The following is a 22400-nucleotide window of genomic DNA, read 5'->3' as shown; positions in this document are numbered from 1 at the left end:
GGAAGACCAGCACCGAATACTACAACCATTGAAAGGGCCGGGCATTTTGCCCGGCCTTTTGCATTCCCCCGATCTTTGACATTTCGCATTACGCCGCGGCCGATCCAGCTGCCTCGACTTCGTGCGACCTGATGCCGATCATGTGGCAGATGGCAAAGACCAGATCGGCCCGGTTCATCGTGTAGAAGTGGAAATCGCCGACGCCGCGCTCGACAAGGTCCAGCACCTGCTCGGCCGCAACCGCGGACGCCACCAGCGCATGCGTTTGCGGGTCGTTCTGCAGCCCATCGAAGCGCTCGGCCAGCCATGCCGGCACCAAGGCGCCGCAACGCGCCGAGAAGTTGGCGACCTGGGTGAAATTGTGCACCGGCAATATGCCCGGCACGATCGGTATGTAGATGCCGGCCCGCCGTGCCCGCTCGACATAGCGTTCATAAAGATCGTTGTCGAAGAAGAACTGGGTGATCGCCCGCGTCGCTCCATTGTCGGCCTTGCGCTTCAGCATGTCGAAGTCGGTGGCGAAATCCGGGCTTTCCGGATGCTTTTCCGGATAGGCCGAGACCGATATGTCGAAATCGCCGGCGCCCTTCAACGCGTCGACCAGCTCGGCGCCATTGGCATAGCCTTCCGGATGCGGCCGGTAGGCCGCGCCGACGCCCTCGGCCGGATCGCCGCGCAGGGCGACGAAACGCTTGACGCCCATATCGGCGAACTCTCGGATCACCGCATCGACCTCGTGACGCGCCGCATCGACGCAAGTCATGTGCGCCGCCGGCGTCAGCGTCGTTTCGTTGAGGATGCGCTTGACGGTGCGGGCCGTGCGCTCGCGGGTCGAACCACCGGCGCCATAGGTGACTGAAACGAATTTCGGCTTGAGCGGCTCCAGCCGGGTGACCGTATCCCACAGCCTTGCTTCCATCTCGTCGTTTTTAGGCGGAAAGAACTCGAACGAAACCCTGACCTTGTCGCCGATGTCGGGGCGGCGGGAGAAGCGGAACTGGTTCATCAGGCGGTTTCCCCTATCGGATACGCATTGGCCGGTTGTCTGTCGTTGGAAGGCTCGGCAATCAGCATGCGCCGATCGCGGCCGAGCCAGAGTTTGACGGTGAGCTTGGCCTCATTGCCGCCGCGAGGCTCGAATTCCTGGCTGTCCTCAAGGTCGAGGCCGGCCTCGGAAAACCAGTCGCCGATTTGCCGGTCGGAGAAGCCGAGACGCATATGCGCGTGCTCGTCGCGCAAAAACTCCAGCGTGTGCGGCGCGAAATCGACGATCACCAGCCGGCCGGCCGGGCGCAACAGCCGTGCCGCCTCGCGGACGGCGCGGGCAGGATCGTCGAGATAATGCAGCACCTGATGGATGGTAACGAGATCGAAGGCGTCGCGTTCGACCGGCGGCGCAAAAATGTCGCCCTGCCGCACCTGCGCATTCGAAACGCCGGCCTTGTCGAGATTGGCGCGCGCCACCGTCAGCATCTCGCGCGACATGTCGATGCCGACACCGCGCCGATAGAGCGGCGAAAATATCTCGAGCAGCCGTCCGGTGCCGGTGCCGAGATCGAGCATCGACTGGAACGGCCGCTTGCCGACGAGCTTAACGAGTGCTGCTTCGACCGCGCGGTCCGGCACGTGCAGCGAGCGGATGTGGTCCCAGCTTGCGGCGTTGACCGAGAAATATTCGGCAGCCCGGTCCTGCCGCTTGCGCTTGACCGCGGCCAGCCGTTCGAGATCACGCTCGACCTGCGGATCGGCGCCGCGGATGCCGGAGACCAGCCTGAGCACGAAATCGCGCGACGCGTCGGAATCCGAAAGCCGGAAGAAGGCCCACGAGCCCTCCTGGTAGCGGCCGATCAGCCCGGCCTCCAGCAGCAATTTCAAATGGCGCGAGACGCGCGGCTGCGACTGGCCGAGGATTTCGGTGAGATCGGAAACGGTCAGATCGCCGCGCGACAGCAGCGCCAATATACGCAGCCGGCTGGATTCGGCTGCCGCCTTCAATGTATCTACCATCGTGTCGAGAGCGACATGCATGCGAGCATTCTCTTTGAAAAGATATAAACATATGTTTATGTCGATTTTGATAGGCTTGCAAGCGCTATGTCGCTTCCGGACAAGAAAATGACGCATGCGTGGCGGATCGCGCAAAGCCGCAAGCATCGAGGCGAGAACCATGTTCGAAACGCGCAGCGGCGAAAAGCTTCTGGAAACCGACCCGGAAACGATGCCGCCGGATGGCCATGTCGTCTTCATCGGCCGCATCGCTTCGCCTTGGACGACACGGGAGACTTGCCCCAAAAACATGAGGGCCGCGCGGGAGACGGGACAGCCGGCGCACTTGGTCATCGACCCGCTCTACCGGGATGGCCTGCTTGGGCTGGAACGCGCCAGCCACGTGATTATCCTGTCCTGGCTGCACCATGCGCCGCGGCAACTGATTGTCCAGAAACCCCGCCATGCAGTTGAACCGAAGGGCGTCTTTTCGCTGCGCTCCCCTGCCCGGCCGAACCCAATTGGGCTGCATGTCGCCAGGCTGGTTGCTGTCGACATCGATATCGGCCGCATCGATCTCGACGCCATCGACGTGCTCGACGGCACGCCGGTCATCGACATCAAGCCTTATTTCGCTTCGACCGATGCCTTCGCCGAGGCGACCATGGCCGGGCGGGACGAGTCACCCAGACCGGATGAGCAGTGAGCGCCCCGACCGGCCGCCGCCGCGCTATCGCCAAGGCGCTGACAGCGCTCCTGCCGCTGGCGCCCTATGCCGACATGGAAAAGATCCGTGCCGATGCCGGCGCCGTGCATATGAAGACCTTGCCACCGAGCATTGCCGTATGGCTGGCGACAATAGCCCACATCCGCCATATGCACACCGACTACGAAAAGCTGCTGGCCGAAGGCTATGACCGCGATTCCGCGCGCTTCTTCGTCATCGAACAGACCAACATCGTGCTCACCCGCTGGCGCGCCACCCGCTTGCTCGACGATGGCGATGAGGCATAGAGCGATGCAAGCACACGCGTCGAGTTCTACGCTCTTCACCATTGTGATTGGCGAAATCCAGGGATGACAGCCAATCTCGAAAGTTGCAGGACTGAACGAGGCGCTAAACTAGCGTGCCAGCAAGCTCAAGGCAGTCGCGACGATGTCGGCGACCGGACGCGTGCCATCCAAGGTTATTGCCGCCTCGTCCGTCGCTGGCGCCTCCAGCGTGGCGAACTGGCTGTCGACCAGGCTTGCCGGCATGAAGTGGCCCTTGCGATTGCCGACGCGCCGCATCGCCGTTGCCGGGTCGATCTCCAAATAGACGAAAACGATATCCGGGCAAAAGCCGCGCAGGCGATCGCGATAGCTGCGCTTCAGCGCCGAGCAGGCGGCGACCACACCTTGCCCGCTTGCGATCGACGCGGCCATGCGCTGGCCGATCGCGTCGAGCCAGCCCTCGCGCAGCGCGTCGGTAAGCGGTTGTCCGCTCGCCATGCGCGCGACGTTTTGGGGCGGATGCAGCCTGTCGCCTTCGATAAAGAGGGCGCCCAATGCCGCTGCAAGCGCTTCGCCGACGACCGACTTGCCGCAGCCGGCAACGCCCATCACCACGATGGCGGGTATCGTTCGAACAGTGCTCGCCGGCTTATATGCCACGTCTTTCCCGGTCATGCAGGTCAGCGGCTTGCCGGCGCGCGGCCATAGAGCAGCAGCATGGCGACGATGACGACGCCGTAGATGATCTGCCGCCCCGCCTCCGGCATCTGCATGACGGAAAGGATGGATTGCAGGAGCGTGATCAGGATGACGCCGGCGACGGTACCGAGATACGAGCCCCGTCCGCCGAGGATCGAGGTGCCGCCGAGCACCACGGCAGCGATCGACGGCAGCAGATAGGCATCGCCCATCGACTGTGCCGCCTTGGAGGCATAGCCGGCCAACAGCACGCCGCCGAAGGCCGAGAGCCCGCCCGAAACCGCAAAGGCGATCATCACCACGCGCCGTGTGTCGATGCCGGAAAGATAGGCGGCACGCTCGCGGTTGCCGATGCCGTAGACAGTGCGGCCGAAGCCGGTGCGGGTCAGCACGAACACCATTGCGGCGCCGATCAGCGCCCAGATGAGAACTGCGTTCGGCACGCCAGGAACGGCAAAGCCGGTCGCCAGATAGCGCATCGCACCGGTTGCCGAATCCTGCGGCGAGAAACCGCCCGTATAGACCACCATCAGCCCCTGCGCGACCGCGTTGGTGGCGAGCGTGATGATCATCGAGGGAATGCGCAGATAGGCGACGCCAATGCCGTTGACGATGCCGATCAGGACACCGCAGAAGATGCCGAACGGAATGGCAAGCGCCACGCCGACAGGGCCGTACGCGGCTGCGGCACAGGCCATCATGGCGCCGACCGCCACCGACCATGGCACCGACAGGTCGATCTGGCCGAGCAGGATGACCAGCATCATGCCGGTGGCGATGACGCCGAGAAACGAGGCCACCTTGAGCTGCTGCAACAGGTATTCAGGCGACAGGAAGCTGCGCGAATAGAGGCTGCCGAGGAAAAGCAGCAGCACGATACAAGCGAACGCCGTCAGCACCGCCGGGTCGGCGCGGCGGAGGAATTTCGGCATGCGGCCGGCGAGACCACTCACAGTCGTTTCGCTCACAGGAACCACTCCAGCCGGTTGCGGACCCGGAACAGGGCGAAGGCGCCGAGGCTGACCGCGATCAGCAGGATGACGCCCTGGAACAGAGGCTGCCAGAGCGGATCGAAATCGAAGACGAACAGCAGGTCGCCGATGGTGCGGAAGGCAAGCGCGCCGAAGATCGCGCCGATGGCGCTGCCCTTGCCGCCGAACAGCGACACGCCGCCAAGCACGACCGCGGCGATTGAAAACAGCGTATAGGCGTTGCCGCTCGCATAGGCCGCATCGCCGGTATAGGTGAAGAACGTCAGGAACAGCCCGCCGATCGCGGCAAGCAGCCCGGCAAGCGCATAGGCGGCGAACTTTCCACGCCGGATCGGCACGCCGGACATGTAGGCCGCCATCTCCGAGGAGCCGGCTGCATAAGCGGCGCGGCCGAGCACCGACCGGCTGAACGGCACCCAGACGACAAGCACGACCGCCACCAGCGCCACCAGGCTCGCCGGCACAATACCAAACAGGCGCCCGGTCAGCGCGTCGGCGAGCCCCTCATTGACCGAGCCGCCCGGAAACGGCCGCAGCAGCAGCGCGATGCCGAAATAGACCGCGCCGGTGGCGATGGTGGCGACGATCGGCTGCAGGCGCCCATAGATAACGATGGCGCCGTTGATTGCCCCGCACAGCAGCCCGGTGCCGAGCACGGCGATGACGCCGAAGGCGGTCTCGATGCCGGTGCCGACGACCAGCCACGACGCCAGGCAGTTGGTCAGCGTGAAGATCATGCCGACGGAGAGGTCGATGCCGGCGGTGATCACCACCAGCGTCTGCGCCATGGCGACGAAGGCGAGCAGCACGCCCTTGTTCGAAGCCGTCTGTACGACGTTGGCGGTGAAGCCCGCCGGATGGTTCGAGGTGTAGATGACGAACATGACGACGAAGATGCCGAACGCCAGCAGCGTTCCGCGCTGTTCGGCAAGCCAGTAGCGCCAATCCTTCACGCGTCCGCTCCTTGCTTTGGCATCTCTTCGTGAATGTTGAGCGCGCTGGCGATCAGCGCCCGCTCGGTGATTTCGGCGCCGACCAGTTCACGCTTCACCGCCCCGTCATAGAGCACCAGCACCCGGTCGCAGCAGCCGATCAGCTCGTCATAGTCGGTCGAATAGAACAGAATTGCCGCGCCCTGGTCGGCAAGCTTGCGCATCAACTGGTAAAGCTCCTGCTTGGTCCCGACATCGATGCCGCGTGTCGGGTCGTTGAGCAGGATGATCCGCGGCTGCCGCATCAGCCATTTGGCGATGACGACCTTCTGCTGGTTGCCGCCGGACAGCGCGCCGACCGGAATGTCGAGGCCGGCCGTCTTGATCGCCAGAAGACCGACCATGTCGTCGATCAGCCGCTGCTCGGCGGCGCGATCGATGATGCCGGCCCTGGACAGCCGGTCAAGGGCGGCGAAGGAGAGGTTTTCGCGCACCGTCATCGGCAGCATCAAGCCTTCGGTCTTGCGGTCCTCCGGGATCAGCGCCATGCCGATCCGGTCATCGCGCGCGGCGGCCGGGCTGGCGATCGCCACCGGCCTGCCGTCGATCAGGATTTGGCCCGACAGGCCGCGCAGCACACCGAAGAAGGCGAGCAGCAATTCGCGCTGGCCCTGGCCGTCGAGGCCGCCAAGCCCTACCACCTCGCCCGCCCCGACCGACAGCGAGACATCGTGCAGCCGATCCGTCCATGACAGGCTGCGCGCCTCGAGAACCGGCGCGGCTGTAGCAGCCGCCCGCGCGGGCTTGGGCGGAAAGATGTGGCTGTATTCGCGCCCGATCATCAGTTCGACGACCTCATTGTCGCTCTTGGTGCCGGCCGCATAGCTGGCGACATTGCGGCCATTGCGGAACACCGTGCACTGGTCGGCCAGCTCGGCGATCTCGTTCATGCGGTGCGATATGTAGAGCAGCGCCAGCCCTTCCGAACGCAACCGCTTCAACACGGCAAAAACCCTGGCGACGTCAGCGGCGGTCAGAGCCGAGGTCGCCTCGTCGAGGATCAGGATGCGTGGCTTGCGCGCCAGTGCCTTGGCGATCTCGACCATCTGCCTTCTTGAAAGAGGAAGATCCTTGACCAGCGCCAGTGGATGGATATCGGAGGCGCCGGCGCGAGCCAGGGCTTCTTCCGCAACGCGGCGCTGTGCCTTGCGGTCGATCATGCCGAAACGCTTGGGCGGATCGGAAATGGCGATGTTGTCAGCCACGCTGAGTTCGGGGACAAGCGACAGTTCCTGGAAGATGCACACGATGCCGGCCTGGTTGGCGGCGGCCGGCGAAGCGAAGGTCACTTCGCTTCCGTCCAGCATCATGCGGCCTTCGTCGGGCGCGACGACCCCCGCCATGACCTTGATCAGCGTCGATTTGCCGGCGCCGTTCTCGCCGAGAATGGCGTGGATGCTGCCTGGAGTGACCGACAGCTCGGCCTTTTCCAGCGCCCGCACGCCGCCATAGCGCTTGGATATGCCTTCCATGCGGAAGAGCGGAACCGCACCGTCCATCGGCCCTCCCCAGGCGCTTGGCAATCAGGATGTCGAGCGCCGACGCCGCGGGATTTCCCGCGGCGTCGGGCTGTTGGAGCTTACTGGTTTTCCTTGCTCTGGCCCATGATTTCCTGCGCCGTGAAATTGATGCCGCAGGTCGGGAAGGAATTGCCGACGAAGAAATTGTCGGACTGGTCGGGGAAGTAATCCTGGCCTGCCTTGAAGTTCGGATCCTCGACGATCGCCAGCGGCAGCTTGACCGCTTGCGGCACGACCTGGCCTTCAAGTGCCGCAATCGCTGTCTTGATGGCAACCGCAACCTGAGCCGGGCCGGTACCGGCCGACGAGCATTTCAGGCCGTCAGCGGCGAACTTGGCGCAGAATTTGCGGAAGCCATTCTCCGTCTCGCCGCCGAACGGCACGAACGGATGCTTGGCATCGATCATCGCCTGCACGATGCCGGTATCGCCGCCCTGCCCGGTAACGCCGTCGAAGGGACCATTGGTGGCAATGGCGTCGGCCGAAGCCTTTTGCGCAACGCCGTCATCCCATTTGCCGACGACCTCGGTGACATCCCACTTCTTGCCGGACGCGTCGAGAACCTCGTGGATGCCGTTGTGACGGTCGGTGTCGACGGACGTGCCGGCGACGCCGCGCACTTCCAGCACCTTGCCGCCGTTCGGCACGTGCTTGACCAGCCAGTTGCCCCACAATTCGCCAAGGCCTTTCTGGTCGACATTGACGTTGATGGCATCCTTGGTGTCGAGGATGTTGTCGAAAGCGACCAGCACGACGCCGGCTTCCTTGGCCCGCTTGATGACAGGGCCGAATGCGGTCGGATTCTGAGCGTTGACGACAATCGCGTCATAGCCGGAATCGATGAAATTGTTGATTGCCGAAATCTGGGCCGGCACGTCTTCGCCGGTCGAGACCACCTTGAATTCCTTGAGCTTGGCTGCGACCTCCGGCTGCGCTGCATAGGCCTTCGCCGTCTGCACCATCTGGATGCGCCACGTGTTGGCGATGTAGCCGTTGGCCAGAGCGATGCGGTATGGGCCGTCTTTTTTGGGGAACTTGAAGAACTGCGTATCGGCCGACCAGGGTGCGAAGCACTCAGGCTCGGCCGATGGCCCCTTGACGATTTCAGGCTCGGCGATCGCCGACGAGCTCAGCATGACAAAAGCAGTGGCGGCAACGATACCGCCAACGAGTGACTTGATCATCGATATTCCTCCCAGTTGCAGTTTGTTTGTTGTTACGTCGATGAATTTGCGCGTTCCCGGCCCGGCACCTCCCGCCATACCCGTTGCGCGTTCAGGTGACCGAATGCCGACCCGATTTCCTCCTTTATTGCCCGGCTAATCCCGTAAAAAACTATCATATTATACATAAATCATATTATACATAATAAACAAGCATGAGCTGTCGCTTATGTATAATAAACAGATTCCACTCTTCGAGGCGAAATCCCGCCTATGAAAAGTGGTAGCGCTACCATGACGTTATGTAAAGCGCCATTTACATTGCGTTGAAGCTCGCTTCAGCGCGCCGTGCTCTCACGCCGCTTGAGTTCGAAGCCGAGGTCGACGACCCGCTGCTCCGGCCTGTTGCCCTCGATAGCCGCAAGCGCCATGGCGACAGCCCGCCGGCCGATCTCGTAGCGATAGGTCCGAACGCTGGTCACCGACGGGAAAGCAACCTCCATCATGTCGAGATCGTTGAAGCCGACGATGCCGATCGTCTTCGGCACGGCGATCGAAGCGCGATGACATTCGAACAGCACGCCAAGCGCGATATCGTCATTGTTGCAGAATACCGCGTCGAAGCTCGGCACCTTGGCCAGCGCGTCGCGGAACAATTCGCGGCCGAGGGTGACGCTGGAGGGCACCGGCGTCGTGGTCGTGAGCCTCGGATCGAACAAGCCGGCCGCCTCCATCGCCGCGCGATAGCCGGCAAGCCGCCGCTGCGAACGCGGATCCATGCGCGCGCCGATGAAGCCGATCCGGCGATAGCCGGCCTCGATCAGATGTTCCGCAGCCGCCTTGCCGCCCTGGAAATGTGAGAAACCGACCATCATGTCGACCGGATCGAGCCCGGTCTCCATCACCTGCACCACCGGACAGCCAGCCGTTTCCAGCAGTTTTCGCGAGGCCGGCGTCTGGTCGATGCCGGCCACGATCAGCGCGGCCGGGCGTTGCGGGCCAAACACCTGCAGCAGCCGCTCTTCCTCGAGGCCGGAATAGTGGGTGTTGCCGAGCTGGATGCGGAAAGGGCCGTCCGACAGGCTGTCGTAGATGCCGCGCACCACTTCGGCAAAGACGTTGTTGGTAAGCGACGGTACCAGGACGCCAAACACCTCGGCGCGCGCCGAAGCCAGCGCCCGCGCGTTCGGGTCGGGCACATAGCCGAGCTCGTTCACCGCAGACTCGATCTGGCGGCGCAGATCTTCCGAGACACGCCCCGGCTCACGCAAGGCGCGCGATACGGTAATGGCGCCGACGCCGGCCTTGCGGGCGACGTCGGCGATGGTCGGGCGGCCGCCGCCGCGGCGCGAGCGCGGCTTGATCACTATACTCGTCCCGACGCCGGGCAACCGCCCAGACGCGACCGTGAGACGATGTTCAGGGTCTTTGCCACTGCTGCCTTGCCAACCCGTTGCCACACCTTGTCTGGCGTCGCGCAGCCTTCGGCTATTGTCAAGCGACGGCCGGAGAGACTGTGCCCGTATCGCCGTGCTTCAGGCCGTCACAGCAGCGCTGCGGCGGGCCTTCCACAGCAGCAGCGCCATGGCCAAAATGTTCAGCAGGTTCCAGGCAATGCCGTTGAGGAACGCGGCGGCATACGAACCGGTCAAATCGTAGATCCAGCCCGACATCCAGCCGCCGATTGCCATGCCGAAGATGGTCGCCATCATGACGATGCCGACGCGCTGGCCAGCCTCTTTGGCAGGCATATATTCGCGCACGATGATCGCATAACAGGGCACGATGCCGCCCTGCGACAGGCCGAAGACCAGCGAGACGACATAGAGCGAGGCAAGCCCGTCGAACGGGATGTAGAACAACAGCGACAGGCATTGCAGCACCGAGCCGATCAGCAGGGTTTTCACGCCGCCGATGCGATCGGCAAGGAAGCCCGAGCCAAGCCGGCTGACGACGCCCGCCGCCAGCATGATCGACAGCATATCGGCGCCATGCGCCACGCCGTAGCCGAGATCCATGCAGTAGGCGACGATATGGACTTGCGGCATCGACATCGCCACGCAGCAGCCGAGTCCGGCGACGATGAGCAGCGCCTGCAAGGCCGCCGGCGACAGCGAGATCGGCTGGACCACGCGGCTGCCCGGCGATCCGGGAGCCGCGTGGGGCGGTGCGCCGCGCCGGAGCAGCAGGATCAGCGGCACCATGGTGACCAGGCAGACGACGCCGATCGCGGCATAGGTGAAGCGCCAGCCTTCGGTCTGCATGACATAGGGCATCGCCGTCGGCCAGATCGCTCCGGCGAGATAGTTGCCGGACGCGGCAGCCGTCACCGCAACGCCGCGGCGCCGGTTGAACCAGTGCGAGATGTCGGCAATCAGCGGCCCGAAGATCGCCGACGAGCCGACGCCGATCAACAGGCCCTGGACGAGGGTGAACTGCAGGATCGAACTGGTCAGCGACGCCAGCAGGAAGCCGGCGCCAAGTGTAATCGCGGCAATCAGCGCCGGAACCCAATACCCCACGCGGTCGATGGCGCGGCCGAACAGCACATTGCCGGCGGCAAAGCCGACCATGGTCGCAGTATAGGGCATCGAGGCAGCGGCGCGATCGACGCCGAATTCTGCCTGCACGGCGGGCAGCACCACGACCACCGCCCACATGCCGACCCCGCCTATGGTTGCCAGCAGCATCGAGACGCCGAGCCGTATCCAGGCATAGGCACTGTCGATGCCGGAACTTGCTGCCTGGTTTGAGACGATGGGGGTCAAGAACGTTTCCTGTCCGCAGTTCTTAAATCGGCGGTTCTGACCACTATCAGCGCATTCGCATCGCGGAGCAGCGCCACGACGGGCCAATCCGTGGCTCCAGGGATGCGGGCCGAAGTGGAACAGTGGCGCACCATAGGGCGTTTTCTTTTCGAACGAGCTTGTGGAAGGAGTTTGCCATGACCGCGCAACGGAAATGGTCTGCCGACGTCACCGAGCATAGCGACGCGCTGGATCTCGAGGAGCACATCTTCGAATCCCACGATCCGAGGAAGATCGCCGCCTCGCTGAGGCGGTCGGCCGAGCACAGCGACCGGCGCAAGGCGGGGCCGTTTCAATCCGCCATGTCGATGCTGAATTTCTACATCAACCGCGCCGGCAAGAACCTGCCGGCGGCGCAGAAGAAAGTGCTGGAGGACGCAAAGGACGAACTGCGCGTCCTTTTTGGCCGCCCAAAGGAAGACTAGAATCGGTCACTATTGATTGGTTCTGCCAAATCAGGCTGAACTGGACCTAGTGACAGGGCCTCTTTGTCGCCAGTCTGCAGGCTGGCTTGCATTCGCAAGCCTGCAAAAGCCTGGCGTCATGACGGTCAAGATCGGCATCAATCCCATCACCTGGAGCAATGACGACGTCCCGGCGCTTGGCGGCGACACGCCGCTGCAGACCTGCCTGTCCGAAACCGCACAGGCCGGTTATCGCGGCACCGAGCTCGGCGGGAAATTTCCGCGCCAGGCTGAGGTGCTTGGGCCGCTCCTGTCCTCCTATGGCCTGGAACTCGTCTCCGGCTGGTATGATGGCCGCATCCTCGACCGCACGGTCGAAGAGGAATTCGCGGCGATTACCCCGCATCTGGCGTTGCTGCGCGACCTCGGCGCCAAGATCGTCGTCTACGCCGACACCTCGCGCGGTCGCCATGACGGCATTTTCGCACCGATCTCCGAGCGTCCGCGCCTCGGCGACGGCGACTGGCGGGCCTATGGCGAGAAACTGACCGCCCTCGCCACCCGCATGGCCGCATTCGGGGTCGGCATGGCCTTCCACCACCACATGGGCACCATCGTCGAGACGGACGATGAAGTCGACAGGCTGATGGCGGCGACGGGGCACAGCGTCGGACTGTTGTTCGATACTGGCCACTGCCTGTTTTCGGGCGGCGACCCGCAATCGCTGTTGCAGCGGCATCTCGATCGTATCGTGCATTTCCATTGCAAGGATGTTCGCAGGGCGGTGCTGGAAAAGGCACGCCGCGAGGACATGAGCTTCATGGCGGCGGTAGTGGACGGCATTTTTACCGTGCCCGGCGATGGCTCGGTCGATTTCCTGTCATTGCTGAAACCCCTCGCCGCGCGCGGCTATGAAGGTTGGATCGTTGTCGAGGCTGAGCAGGATCCGGCCAAGGCGCATCCGCTGACCTATGCCAGCAAGGGCTATTTCTCGCTGCTCGCCACCGCCCGGCAGGCCGGCTTCGAAGTGGCGACGCGGCAGGCAAACTGACCGGCCCGCATTGCGAGCCGGAGGAACATAATGGGCGCGCGCCTCGATGGGGTTAGCGACGCGAATGCGCCCGGCGATCCGCGCCGCCTTGCTCCCTGCGCGGCGCGGATCGCAGAATCCCGGCTCTGGATTTCAAACCCCGACGTTCGAGCTTGAGGCCGGCCGGAAGCCGTGCCTTGATGCAACCGAGGAGGAGCGACATGGCTTTCGAAGCTGCGCTTGGCATGGAACGGCTTTGCACCATCCGGGAGATTGCCGAGAAGGCGGAACTTGGCGCCGCCACCGTTCATCGCGCGCTGAAGAACAGCCGCGAGGTCCACCCCGAAACCAGGCGACTGGTGCTTGATACCGTCTGTCGGCTCAACGAGGAAAAGATCGCCCGCGCCGCCCGGTTCGTCGGGGGATAGTGCCTTGGCCGACCACATGCGCCTTTCCCTCGACATCATGTCGGTCGACCGCGCTTCGGAAGAACCGATGCATCGTCAGATCTACGCCGCCTTGCGACGCTTCATCCTTGACGGCCAAATCCCGCAGAACACGCTGCTGCCGTCGACGCGCTCGCTGGCCGAAGATCTGAAGGTCGGGCGCAACACGGTCATCGCCGCCTATGACCAGCTCCTCGCCGAAGGTTTTATCGAGGCGCGTGCCGGATCGGGCACCTGGGTAGCGCCGATCCAGCAGAACCGCCCCTTGGCATCTCTGCGCGCCGGACTGGCAGCGCCGCAAAAACTGTCGCGGCGCGGCCAGACCATCGTCAACGGCCCGCAACCGCCGCGTAATGCCGGCGTCATCAATTTCCATCCCGGCGTGCCTGAAACGGCGTCGTTTCCATTCACCATCTGGTCAAGCCTTCTGGTGCGCAATGCACGCAGCCGCGACGAGAGCCTGCTTGGTTATCTCTCCTTTGCCGGCCACCCCGGCCTGCGTCAGGCCATTGCCTCGACCATCGGCCTGTCGCGCGGCATCAGCTGCACCGCCGACCAGGTGATCATCGTCACCGGTGCGCAGGCAGCGCTCGATCTCGTCTCGCGCGTGCTGATGGACGAAGGCGACCATGTCTGGATGGAGGAGCCCGGCTATCTCGGCGCCAAGAGCGCCTTTCTCGCCAGCGGCGCCAGGCTGGCACCGTTGAAGGTCGACCGGCGTGGCTGGCATCTTGCCGATCCGGAGCTGCCGCCGCCGCGGCTGATCTATGTGACGCCATCCTGCCAATGGCCGTTCGGCACCATCATGCGCATCGAGGAGCGATTGCAGTTGCTCGACATCGCCGAACGCAACGGCGCCTGGATCGTCGAGGATGACTATGACGGCGAATACCGGTTCCGCGGCCGGCCGGTGCCGGCGCTGCGCGGGCTCGATCATGCCGACCGCGTCGTCTATATCGGCAGCTTCGGCAAGACGCTGATCCCGGCGCTGCGCATCGGCTATCTGATCGTGCCGCGCGAACTGTCGGTGCCGTTCGACCGGGCGGTGAGCATCACCGGCCAGTTCGCGCCGCTGATCCTGCAGGCAACGGTCAACGATTTCATCACGCAGGGCTATTTCGCCACGCACCTCAAACGCATGCGCCGGCTCTACGCGCGCCGGCAGGCGAACTTCGTCAAGCTGTGCCAGGAGCATCTGGCGGAATGGCTGACCGTCACGGAAAACGATTCCGGCATGCAGCTGCTGGCGAGCTTCGTCAGGCCCTACAAGGACAGCGACGTGGTCGCCGCCGCCGTCAAGGAGGGGCTCGACGTCCAGGGCATCTCGATCAACTACCATTCCACAGAACCCGAGCACGGCCTGCTGCTCGGCTATGCGGCAATGGACGAACGCCAGATCCTGCGCGCGGTGCTGGCGCTGCGCGCCGCGTTCCTAAGGTTGGACAGAAGCTAGAGCCAGGCTTCCCCAATCCGGGCTTTCCGGCGCCGGCGCATGTTGCCTGGCAAGATCGGGAATCCCTAGGATCCCGGCTAGCGACGCCGATGCAGCCAAGGCAGCGCCCGCTTCGCTCTCTTGGGGCGAAGAGATCGCCCCCATGGATCAGCCGCGCGCGCTTACCCTACTGCTTGATCTCGGGTTCGACGAGCTTCGCCAGATTTCGCAGCGACTCCTGCCAGCCGAGATAGCAGGCCTCAACCGGGATGGCGTCTGGAATACCGGCCTGCGTGATATTCACATCGGTGCCGACCGACACTTTCTTCAATGTCACGGTCACCTCGATCTCGCCGGGCAGGTTGGGGTCGTCGAACCGGTCGGTGTAGCGCAGCTGCTCATTGGGCACGAGCTCGACATATTCGCCGCCGAACGAGTGGCTGTCGCCGGTGGTGAAGTTGCGGAAGGACATTTTGAACGTACCGCCGACTTTCGCCTCGAAGTGATGAACCGTGCAGGTGAAGCCGTTCGGCGGCAGCCATTTCGCAAGTGCATCCGCTTCGAGGAACGCGCGGTAGACTTTCTCCGGGCTGGTTGTCAGAACGCGGTGCAGACGTACGGTGCCGGGCATATCGTTAATCCTCCGTGTTGGTGATCGATGCCCCTAGGACGAGCGGGAGCCCGGCCTATCCGACACGGGCCTGCGGATTTTTTGACGACCGGCTATGCCGGCCGGAATCCTCGCCCGGCCGCCGGACAAGGAACTCGGCCGCAGGGTAGCAAACCGCGTCGGAACTGGTCTAGTTCACACTGTCGAACTTCTGCAGATCAACCGGTGCCGCTTTGCGCAATTCGACATCATCCAGCGAAGCATTTTCCAGCGCCACCCGCGCCGCCGCGTCGATGTTGTGGATCATGTCCTGAATATCGGTATCGTCATGCGCCGGGTTCATGGCGATCATCACCGTGCGATTGAGGATGTCGAGCGAGCGCTTGCCGAGGTCGTCGGCGTAATCCAGCCGCAGGTCCTGGTTCTCGGGCAATGCATAAGGATTGAGCGCCGGATGATGCGCCCCTTCATGCATCAGCACCTGGTCCCACTGGGTGAAATTGTGACGGCCGGTCTTGCCGGCAACGACGCTCGGAATGGTCTTCGAAAAAGTCTGCGCCGCCTGCTCGCTCGGCAGTAGGTACATCACCTGTGCGGCGCAATCGTCGTCCGGGCTGTTCATCGGCGACGGTGTCAGACCGAGATTGCCGAGATGGCGGGTGCCGGCCAGCACCATCTTCTTCTCGGCGCGCATCGCCTCGATGATGCCGTCCAGTCGATCGAGTTGGACGTTGAGCATCGCTCCCATCAGTTCGGAAGCACGCGCGCCGATGCCGGCGAAGGGTTTGATGCTGTCGCTTCTGCCCTGCCAGTAGAAATGGCAAGGGTCGATGGCGCAGCGCGCCCGCTCCGCCACTTTCGGGTCGCTGGTGGCAATGCCGCCGCCCTCGCCCGAGGTCATGTTCTTGAAGTAGTTGAAGGAATAGGCGCCGGCATGGCCGATCGAGCCGAGCTTGCGGCCCTCATAGCCGCCGCCGATGCCTTGGCAGACATCCTCGAGCACCAGCAAGCCGCGCTTGGCAGCAATGTCCATGATCGCATTCATGTTGCAGGCCGCGCCCCACATATGCACCGGGATGACCGCCCTGGTGCGCGGCCCGATGGCATCGCGCAAGGCGACGGGATCGATGGTCAGGCTCTCGTCGATGTCGACGATGACGGGAATGGCCCCGACCGACAGCACCGCGGTCGCTGTCGCCATATAGGTGTGCGCGGGCACCAGGACCTCGTCCCCCGGACCGATGCCGAGCCCGATCAGGCCGGCCGCGAGCCCATAGGTGCCGCTGGCGGCCAGTGCGAAATGCTCGACGCCAAGATGCTGCGCATAGCGGGCCTCGAAGCGGTCGCATTCGCTGTCCTTGCCGTAACGAAACAGCGCGCCCGAGCGGATCACCCTGGCAATGGCTTCGATTTCCTCTTCGCCGGCGGTGTACATGGCAGGCCTCCAAGTTACTTGGTAGTTTGGGTCACTTGGTAATGTGGGTCGCTTGATGGTGTGGACAGCTGTAGGCTTGTCGGCACAGTTTGGAAGAACCACTCCGCCGCTATTCGACCAAGCCATCTGCGCCCGGAAGACGGTTCCTATGAGTGGTTTTGAACCCTGATTGGGGAAATCGGCAGCTAAGTGTCTCAGCCGGCAGGCAAATCGTACCCATCCGAATTCGCCAAAGTGGCCCTGTCGGAAAGCCAGCTTTCGGCGTTCCATTCCGGCCAGTTGGGCAAACGGTTGGTTCCATGAAATACGGGACACACTTTGGAAGACCCTCGAGACCGGCGCGCCGGCGGAAAGGCCGACATTCGTGAACGCCGCCGGCTCCAGCAAACGGATCGTGCTCCACGAGGACGATGTCGGCATGTGCCACGGCGCCAACAGCGCCTTTCTCGAATTGAACGGGCTAGGTGTCTGCAGTTCCGGCGCGGTGATGGTGCCGTGCCCGTGGTTCCTCGAAATGGCCGAAAGCGCCGCAGCCAACCCTGGCCTTGACCTTGGCGTCCACCTGACGCTGAACAGCGAGAAACAGCACTACAAATGGCGGCCGCTGACCGCGCCGTCGCGGGCGGCCGGCCTGACCGACGAGTTCGGCTTCTTATGGCCCGACGTGGCGACCACGCGCCGCAAGGCGGTGCCGCAGGCGGTCGAGGCCGAGCTTCGCGCCCAGATCGACACCGCCTATCGCGCCGGCATCGACGTCACCCACCTCGACGCGCATATGGGCGCAGCATTGTCGCCCGAATTTTGCGACATCTACATCAAGCTCGGGCTCGAATATCAGCTGCCCGTGCTGCTGACCAAGACCCTGTCCGCTTATTCCCCCAACGACAATCTGGTCGGCGTCACCGAGGAGGCGTTCCAGCGCGGCGTGGCGCTGGCCCGCGCCGGCGGCTTTGCCATTTTCGACGCCGCCATCCAGACGACCTGGGGCCGGCCGCGCTCCAGGCCGATCGAGCCCGTTTACAAAGCGCTCATCGAGGGTGTGCGCGAGGGCCTGACTTTCTTTTGCCTGCATTGCAACGCGCCCGGTGAACTCGAGCTGATCGAGCCGCGCTCCGCCTATATCCGCACCGAAGAGTACGAGCTGTTCTGCGACCAGGGCTTTCGCGACTGGCTCGCCGCACAGCCGATCGATGTCATCGGCATGAAGCCGTTGCGCGAGGAGCTTCGCGCAGCACTCTCGGCCGGGCGATCGTCAACATCAGCCCGCGGCAACAACGCGGGCGAACAGCGATTGACGTCGGCAAAGGCCCGCAAAGCGGCCACCCGATCCGCGACGTGAGCCGATCGTCGCGGCCGGAAAACGGCGCCAGAGGGATTGGAACTGCAACGACAAATGGGAGAATAAGATGAAAACTCTTCTGAAAGCGGCATTGGGCGCCTTCGTCACGGCGGGCCTGATGACAGGCATTGCATATGCCGCGGGCCTCAAGGATCCGAAGGACGTCCACATCACGTTCGTCGTGCATGGGTCGGCGTCCGATCCCTATTGGTCGGTGGTCAAGCGCGGCGTCGATGACGCGGCCGCCCTCACCGGCGCCAAGGTCGAATATTACGCGCCGCAGGTCTTCGACGTGGTCGAGCAGGCCCGGCTTCTGGACGCCGCCATCGCCACCAAGCCGGACGGCATCGCGGTCTCCATCGCCGACGCCAATGCACTCGGCAAATCCGTCAAATCCGGGCTTGCCGCCAATATTCCGATGGTGGTTCTGGATTCCGGCGAGAAGGAAGGCGCCGAGCTCGGCACCACGCTCTATGTCGGCACCGTTTCCGAATATGATTCCGGCAAGAAGGCCGGCGAGCGGCTGGCCAAGGAAGGCACGCTCAAGGTCGTCTGCATCAACCACGAGGTCGGCAATGTCAGCCTCGACCAGCGCTGCCAGGGCCTCAATGACGGGCTGAAGCCATCCGGCGGCGGCACCGAGGTTCTGGCCGTGGCGCCAGATCCGGCCGACATCCAGCGCCGCACCGAAGCCTATCTGTCGGCGCATCCCGACACCCAAGCCGTCTTTGCGCTTGGTGCCACCGCCGCCAATCCGCTGATCCCGATGTTCCGCGACAAGGAACTGTTCGGCAAGCTCAAGCTCTACACTTTCGACATCAGCCCGGAGGTCCTCGACTCTGTCGTCGCCGGCGAAATGGGCTTCGGTATGGATGCCCAGCAATATCTGATGGGCTATCTGCCGGTGATCTATCTGGTCGAGCAGGCGACGCACGGCTTCTGGCCGCAGAACAACGCCTATACCGGGCCGCTGTTCATCGACTCGCCAGAAAAAGCCAAGGCGATCCTGGCCCTCGCCAAAGAGGGCATCCGCTAGGCCAGCACTCCGACGGAACGGGAGAATGCGCCAGGCGCTCTCCCGATCCGTTCGAAGATTGCGAATTGAGCGATTGGAGAGCCTAATGGCGGTCGTGGAAGACAAGGCGATACCTCCGGGCGAACTGAAGGCGACCGACCGCTTCGGCATGACGTCGAAGCGGGCCGCCGGCGCCGACGAGCGGCTGGCCAGCACCGGCAAGCTGACCCAGTGGCTGCGCCGGCCGGAAGCCGGTGCTGCCGGCGGGCTGCTTGCGACGATCATCATCTTTGCGCTGCTGCCGGGCGCGGCGAACCTCTATTCGCTGCAGGGGTCGATGACCTTCCTGACGCTGTCGGCGGAGCTCGGCATCGTCGCCACCGCAGCAGCACTTCTCATCATCGCCGGCGAGTTCGACCTTTCGGTCGGCTCCATGGTCGGCTTTGCCGGTGTCGTCATCGGGCTGACGGTGAAATACTGGGGCCTGCCGCTATGGGGCGGCATCGCCTGTGCCTTCGCCGTTGCCATCCTCACCGGCTATCTCAACGGCCTGATCGTGGTGAAGACGCGCCTGCCCTCCTTCATCGTCACGCTCGCCACGCTCTATATCCTGCGCGGACTGTCGATCGGCATCACCCGCGCCGTCACCGGCCGCACCCAAATTCCCTACATCCTCGAAAGCGTACCGGACCCGGCGACGGCCGGCATTTTCAACGGCCATCTGCTCACCGGCCTGTTCCACTGGATGGGCGCGCAAGGCTGGATCGGCACCCGCAGCGACGGCATTCCCTTCGTCGCCGGCATTCCGATGTCGATCGTCTGGTGGCTTGGCCTGACGGCGCTGGCCGGCTACGTGCTCACCCAGACGAAATACGGCAACTGGATCTTCGCCACCGGTGGCGACCTGATCGCAGCTCGCAACGTCGGCGTGCCGGTCGATCGCGTCAAGATCAGCCTGTTCGTCTACACCGCTTGCGCGGCGACGCTGCTTGCCATCATCCAGGTGATGGAGGCGGGCTCCGCCGACACCACGCGCGGCCTGCTCAAGGAGTTCGAGGCGATCATCGCCGCCGTCATCGGCGGCGTGCTGCTCACCGGCGGCTACGGCACAGTCTATGGTGTGCTGTTCGGCGCGCTGATCTTCGGGCTGGTGCAGATGGGCATCTTCTACACCGGCATCGACACCGACTGGTTCAAGGTCTTCCTCGGCATCGTCATCCTGATGGCCGTGCTGGTCAACAACTACATCAGGGTGAAGGCGCTCGGCCGCGGAGGTGGCAAATGACCGAGCCGGCCCAAATGAGCGAACCGGCCCAAATGACCGAACCCGCAATGGAACTGCGCGGCGTCAGCGTCAATTTCGGCTCGGTGCGCGCGCTCCAGGACATCGACATCAAGGTCTATCCGGGCGAGGTCCACTGCCTGCTCGGCGACAACGGCGCCGGCAAGTCGACGCTGATCAAGGTTCTGTCCGGCGTCTACCGGCCGAGCAAAGGCGAAATCCTGGTCGACGGCAAGACGGTCACCTTCCGCAGCCCGCGCGACGCGCAGGAGCTCGGCGTGGCAACGGTGTTCCAGGACCTCGGCATGATCTCGCTGATGTCGATCACCCGCAACTTCTTCCTCGGCCGCGAACCGACCAAAAGCAGCCTGCCCTTCTCGCGCATCGACAAGGAGCGCGCCAACACTATCGCCAGGCAGGCAATGGCCGATATCGGCATCGATGTGCGCGACCCGACGCAAGCCGTCGGCACGCTGTCGGGCGGCGAGCGCCAGTCGGTGGCGATCGCCCGCGCCGTGCATTTTGGCGCGCGCGTGCTGATCCTTGACGAGCCGACCTCGGCACTCGGCGTCCACCAGGCGGCGATGGTGCTGAAGTTCATCATCGAAGCACGCATGCGGGGCCTGGCCGTGATCTTCATCAGCCACAACATCCACCATGCCTATCCGGTCGGCGACACCTTCACGCTGCTCAACCGCGGCCGCAATCGCGGTACCTACGCCAAATCGGACATCTCGCGCGACGAGGTCATCTCGATCATGTCGGGTGGCGAGGATCTGAAGGCGGTCGAGGCGGAGATTGCCGGCCTGCTCGCCCAGATCGGCAACCGGCCGCCTGCGGCGGCTTGAGCTGACAATCGGACATCGCGGGGATGATGGCATGAGCAGGTTACGCGTCGGGGTCGTCGGCGCCGGCATGATCTCGCAGGTCGAGCATATTCCCAATCTGCTGCGCCTCGGTGAATTGTTCGAGCTGGTCGGCGTCGCCGACCCCTCCAGGATTTCACGGCAGTTCGTCACTGACACCCATGGCATCGCCAATTTCGAAACGATCGACCAGCTCTTCGACCAGCGCCTCGACGCGGTAGTGATCGGCTCGCCGGACCCATTGCATCACGAACAGGTGCTGGCGGCGCTGGCGCGCGGCCTGCATGTCTTTTGCGAAAAGCCGCTCTGCTATTCCCTGGCGGAAATCGCCGAGATCGTCGCCGCGCGCGATGCCGCCAGGAAAATCATGCAAGTCGGCTACATGAAGCGCTTCGATCCGAGCTACCGGCTGGCGCTCGCTTCGCTGCCGGGGACATCGAGCACGCTGCGCTCGGTCTCGGTGGAAGTGAACGATCCCGACGCCTGGCCGTTCATCGCCCACCTGCCCTACAGGCGCGGCACCGATATCCCGAAGGACATGGTCGCCGCTGTCGCCGCCAAGCAGAAGCGCCAGGTCGAACAAGCCATTGGCGTGCCTTTCACTGATCTCGCTTTCCGTGGATTTACCGGCGCTTACAGCTCGGCCTTGATTCACGATGTCAATGCCGTTCACGGCCTGCTCGATGCGCTCGGCGTGCCGGACGGCGAGATCGTCGGCGCGCAGATCTTTGCCAATGGCGACGGCGGCCAGGGCGCCGTCAAGCTGCTGGACGGACAGGCGCTGTGGACCATGACCCATCTTACCGTACCTAAGCTCGCCGACTACAAGGAGCGGATCACGCTGTTCTTCGACGATGCCAGCCTGGAGCTCGAATTCCCCTCGCCCTGGCTCAACCATCATCCGACCCGGCTGACGGTGACGACCTCGCACGGTCACACGCTGTCGAAGAAAGATTTGCGCGCCGGCTACGCGGAAGCCTTCGTCGAGGAGATGCGTGGCTTCTGGGCGGCGATCGTCAATGGCGACCCCGTCGTCAATCCGCCCGAACACGCCGCCCGCGATCAGGCCTTGCTGCTCGGGCTGACCCGGCGGCATCTCGCGACCGGACCGTTCGACTGAGCACTCAAACCGGGAGCCGAACGGCGGCTACCTGGACTTGATGACGCCGTCGGTATTGGCCAGCAGCTTGCGCACTGCATTGCGTGCCGCGTCCGGCCGCTGCAGGCGGATGCTCTTCTCGATTGCCTCATGCAGCCTCTGCGCATGCTGCAAATCGTCGAGTTCCCGGGTCGTAAAAGCGAACAGGTGATCGAGCGCCGATTCGATCAGCACGCCGAGCGGCACCAGCAGATCGTTGCCCGAGGCGCGCAGGATGGCGAGGTGGAACC

23 protein-coding genes are annotated in these 22400 nt (G+C 63.8%); 11 read left to right on the top strand and 12 right to left on the bottom strand.

Annotation, left to right across the window (positions count from 1 at the left end; genetic code table 11):
- Window positions 1-88: 88 nt before the first annotated feature.
- Together metF and NKH29_RS00110 are read right to left on the bottom strand one after the other, a co-directional pair.
- Complete coding sequence (gene metF / locus NKH29_RS00115) at window positions 89-1006, bottom strand: methylenetetrahydrofolate reductase [NAD(P)H] (protein ID WP_023676795.1); 918 nt, start codon at window positions 1004-1006, stop codon at window positions 89-91.
- Window positions 1006-2028, bottom strand: a complete 1023-nt coding sequence (locus NKH29_RS00110) for an ArsR/SmtB family transcription factor (RefSeq protein WP_352998765.1) — start codon at window positions 2026-2028, stop codon at window positions 1006-1008. The genes metF and NKH29_RS00110 overlap by 1 nt, the downstream gene beginning before the upstream one ends.
- A gap of 139 nt (window positions 2029-2167) precedes the next feature.
- Here NKH29_RS00110 and tsaA point away from each other — a divergent pair, with 139 nt between their 5' ends.
- Window positions 2168-2692, top strand: coding sequence for a tRNA (N6-threonylcarbamoyladenosine(37)-N6)-methyltransferase TrmO (tsaA, locus tag NKH29_RS00105; RefSeq protein WP_352998764.1), 525 nt, complete (start codon window positions 2168-2170; stop codon window positions 2690-2692).
- Window positions 2689-3000 (top strand): DUF2293 domain-containing protein, encoded by a 312-nt coding sequence (locus tag NKH29_RS00100; RefSeq protein ID WP_352481556.1) that lies wholly within the window; start codon window positions 2689-2691, stop codon window positions 2998-3000. Before tsaA ends, NKH29_RS00100 begins: the two co-directional genes overlap by 4 nt.
- 108 nt (window positions 3001-3108) lie before the next feature.
- Here the strand turns inward: NKH29_RS00100 and NKH29_RS00095 are convergent, their stop codons facing one another.
- The 7 genes from NKH29_RS00095 to NKH29_RS00065 all read right to left on the bottom strand — a co-directional run bounded on the left by NKH29_RS00095 (window position 3109) and on the right by NKH29_RS00065 (window position 11113).
- Entirely contained in the window at window positions 3109-3654 is a 546-nt protein-coding gene (locus NKH29_RS00095) for a gluconokinase (protein ID WP_352998762.1), read from the bottom strand.
- Window positions 3655-3659: 5 nt separating this feature from the next.
- Window positions 3660-4646 (bottom strand): ABC transporter permease, encoded by a 987-nt coding sequence (locus tag NKH29_RS00090; protein WP_352495779.1) that lies wholly within the window; start codon window positions 4644-4646, stop codon window positions 3660-3662.
- Entirely contained in the window at window positions 4643-5623 is a 981-nt protein-coding gene (locus NKH29_RS00085) for an ABC transporter permease (protein WP_023721232.1), read from the bottom strand. Before NKH29_RS00085 ends, NKH29_RS00090 begins: the two co-directional genes overlap by 4 nt.
- Window positions 5620-7161 carry a sugar ABC transporter ATP-binding protein gene (locus NKH29_RS00080; protein ID WP_352481559.1) on the bottom strand — a complete coding sequence of 514 codons (1542 nt, stop codon included), beginning with the start codon at window positions 7159-7161 and terminating at the stop codon, window positions 5620-5622. Before NKH29_RS00080 ends, NKH29_RS00085 begins: the two co-directional genes overlap by 4 nt.
- An 80-nt stretch (window positions 7162-7241) precedes the next feature.
- Window positions 7242-8366, bottom strand: coding sequence for a sugar ABC transporter substrate-binding protein (locus NKH29_RS00075; RefSeq protein WP_352589840.1), 1125 nt, complete (start codon window positions 8364-8366; stop codon window positions 7242-7244).
- Between the two features lie 317 nt (window positions 8367-8683).
- Window positions 8684-9712: an HTH-type transcriptional regulator GntR gene (gntR, locus tag NKH29_RS00070; RefSeq protein WP_352998760.1), complete on the bottom strand. Its 1029-nt coding sequence runs from the start codon at window positions 9710-9712 to the stop codon at window positions 8684-8686.
- Between the two features lie 168 nt (window positions 9713-9880).
- Window positions 9881-11113 (bottom strand): MFS transporter, encoded by a 1233-nt coding sequence (locus NKH29_RS00065; protein ID WP_352998758.1) that lies wholly within the window; start codon window positions 11111-11113, stop codon window positions 9881-9883.
- Between the two features lie 176 nt (window positions 11114-11289).
- Here NKH29_RS00065 and NKH29_RS00060 point away from each other — a divergent pair, with 176 nt between their 5' ends.
- The 4 genes from NKH29_RS00060 (at window position 11290) to mocR (ending at window position 14485) form a co-directional block, all read left to right on the top strand.
- The gene (locus NKH29_RS00060) at window positions 11290-11577 is read left to right on the top strand and encodes a DUF3175 domain-containing protein (RefSeq protein ID WP_352481563.1); all 288 of its coding nucleotides are present in this window, start codon (window positions 11290-11292) and stop codon (window positions 11575-11577) included.
- A 118-nt stretch (window positions 11578-11695) separates the two neighbouring features.
- Window positions 11696-12607 carry a myo-inosose-2 dehydratase gene (iolE, locus tag NKH29_RS00055; protein WP_352481564.1) on the top strand — a complete coding sequence of 304 codons (912 nt, stop codon included), beginning with the start codon at window positions 11696-11698 and terminating at the stop codon, window positions 12605-12607.
- A gap of 200 nt (window positions 12608-12807) precedes the next feature.
- The gene (locus tag NKH29_RS00050) at window positions 12808-13014 is read left to right on the top strand and encodes a LacI family DNA-binding transcriptional regulator (RefSeq protein WP_023721239.1); all 207 of its coding nucleotides are present in this window, start codon (window positions 12808-12810) and stop codon (window positions 13012-13014) included.
- A 4-nt stretch (window positions 13015-13018) separates the two neighbouring features.
- Window positions 13019-14485 (top strand): rhizopine catabolism transcriptional regulator MocR, encoded by a 1467-nt coding sequence (gene mocR, locus NKH29_RS00045; protein WP_352908844.1) that lies wholly within the window; start codon window positions 13019-13021, stop codon window positions 14483-14485.
- A 166-nt stretch (window positions 14486-14651) separates the two neighbouring features.
- Here mocR and NKH29_RS00040 read toward each other — a convergent pair whose 3' ends face one another.
- Window positions 14652-15095 carry an SRPBCC family protein gene (locus NKH29_RS00040; protein WP_352495776.1) on the bottom strand — a complete coding sequence of 148 codons (444 nt, stop codon included), beginning with the start codon at window positions 15093-15095 and terminating at the stop codon, window positions 14652-14654.
- A gap of 169 nt (window positions 15096-15264) precedes the next feature.
- The gene (locus NKH29_RS00035; protein WP_352641197.1) at window positions 15265-16509 is read right to left on the bottom strand and encodes a DegT/DnrJ/EryC1/StrS family aminotransferase; all 1245 of its coding nucleotides are present in this window, start codon (window positions 16507-16509) and stop codon (window positions 15265-15267) included.
- Window positions 16510-16873: 364 nt separating this feature from the next.
- On the opposite strand from NKH29_RS00035, the gene NKH29_RS00030 reads away from it, so the two are divergent.
- The 5 genes from NKH29_RS00030 to NKH29_RS00010 all read left to right on the top strand — a co-directional run bounded on the left by NKH29_RS00030 (window position 16874) and on the right by NKH29_RS00010 (window position 22131).
- On the top strand, window positions 16874-17848 hold the full coding sequence (locus NKH29_RS00030) for a polysaccharide deacetylase family protein (protein ID WP_352844544.1): 975 nt from the start codon (window positions 16874-16876) through the stop codon (window positions 17846-17848).
- A gap of 67 nt (window positions 17849-17915) precedes the next feature.
- Complete coding sequence (locus NKH29_RS00025) at window positions 17916-18884, top strand: rhizopine catabolism ABC transporter substrate-binding protein (RefSeq protein WP_023721243.1); 969 nt, start codon at window positions 17916-17918, stop codon at window positions 18882-18884.
- 148 nt (window positions 18885-19032) lie between these two features.
- Complete coding sequence (locus NKH29_RS00020; protein ID WP_352998968.1) at window positions 19033-20148, top strand: ABC transporter permease; 1116 nt, start codon at window positions 19033-19035, stop codon at window positions 20146-20148.
- A gap of 32 nt (window positions 20149-20180) precedes the next feature.
- Window positions 20181-20993 (top strand): ATP-binding cassette domain-containing protein, encoded by an 813-nt coding sequence (locus NKH29_RS00015; protein WP_352481568.1) that lies wholly within the window; start codon window positions 20181-20183, stop codon window positions 20991-20993.
- Between the two features lie 31 nt (window positions 20994-21024).
- Complete coding sequence (locus tag NKH29_RS00010; protein WP_352641203.1) at window positions 21025-22131, top strand: Gfo/Idh/MocA family protein; 1107 nt, start codon at window positions 21025-21027, stop codon at window positions 22129-22131.
- 27 nt (window positions 22132-22158) lie between these two features.
- Here the strand turns inward: NKH29_RS00010 and NKH29_RS00005 are convergent.
- A partial coding sequence (locus NKH29_RS00005) for an FCD domain-containing protein (RefSeq protein ID WP_352998755.1) occupies window positions 22159-22400 on the bottom strand: 242 nt, incomplete at its 5' end.

This window comes from Mesorhizobium sp. M1295, assembly GCF_040318135.1.
Taxonomy (GTDB): Bacteria; Pseudomonadota; Alphaproteobacteria; order Rhizobiales; family Rhizobiaceae; genus Mesorhizobium.
This window is presented reverse-complemented; position numbering and strand designations above follow the sequence as displayed.

Coding starts and splice junctions, on each gene's coding strand:
- metF (WP_023676795.1), bottom strand. CDS start 1,006: ATGAACCAGTTCCGCTTCTCCCGCCGCCCCGACATCGGCGACAAGGTC.
- NKH29_RS00110 (WP_352998765.1), bottom strand. CDS start 2,028: ATGCATGTCGCTCTCGACACGATGGTAGATACATTGAAGGCGGCAGCC.
- tsaA (WP_352998764.1), top strand. CDS start 2,168: ATGTTCGAAACGCGCAGCGGCGAAAAGCTTCTGGAAACCGACCCGGAA.
- NKH29_RS00095 (WP_352998762.1), bottom strand. CDS start 3,654: ATGACCGGGAAAGACGTGGCATATAAGCCGGCGAGCACTGTTCGAACG.
- NKH29_RS00080 (WP_352481559.1), bottom strand. CDS start 7,161: ATGGACGGTGCGGTTCCGCTCTTCCGCATGGAAGGCATATCCAAGCGC.
- NKH29_RS00075 (WP_352589840.1), bottom strand. CDS start 8,366: ATGATCAAGTCACTCGTTGGCGGTATCGTTGCCGCCACTGCTTTTGTC.
- NKH29_RS00060 (WP_352481563.1), top strand. CDS start 11,290: ATGACCGCGCAACGGAAATGGTCTGCCGACGTCACCGAGCATAGCGAC.
- iolE (WP_352481564.1), top strand. CDS start 11,696: ATGACGGTCAAGATCGGCATCAATCCCATCACCTGGAGCAATGACGAC.
- NKH29_RS00050 (WP_023721239.1), top strand. CDS start 12,808: ATGGCTTTCGAAGCTGCGCTTGGCATGGAACGGCTTTGCACCATCCGG.
- NKH29_RS00040 (WP_352495776.1), bottom strand. CDS start 15,095: ATGCCCGGCACCGTACGTCTGCACCGCGTTCTGACAACCAGCCCGGAG.
- NKH29_RS00035 (WP_352641197.1), bottom strand. CDS start 16,509: ATGTACACCGCCGGCGAAGAGGAAATCGAAGCCATTGCCAGGGTGATC.
- NKH29_RS00025 (WP_023721243.1), top strand. CDS start 17,916: ATGAAAACTCTTCTGAAAGCGGCATTGGGCGCCTTCGTCACGGCGGGC.
- NKH29_RS00020 (WP_352998968.1), top strand. CDS start 19,033: ATGACGTCGAAGCGGGCCGCCGGCGCCGACGAGCGGCTGGCCAGCACC.
- NKH29_RS00015 (WP_352481568.1), top strand. CDS start 20,181: ATGACCGAACCCGCAATGGAACTGCGCGGCGTCAGCGTCAATTTCGGC.
- NKH29_RS00010 (WP_352641203.1), top strand. CDS start 21,025: ATGAGCAGGTTACGCGTCGGGGTCGTCGGCGCCGGCATGATCTCGCAG.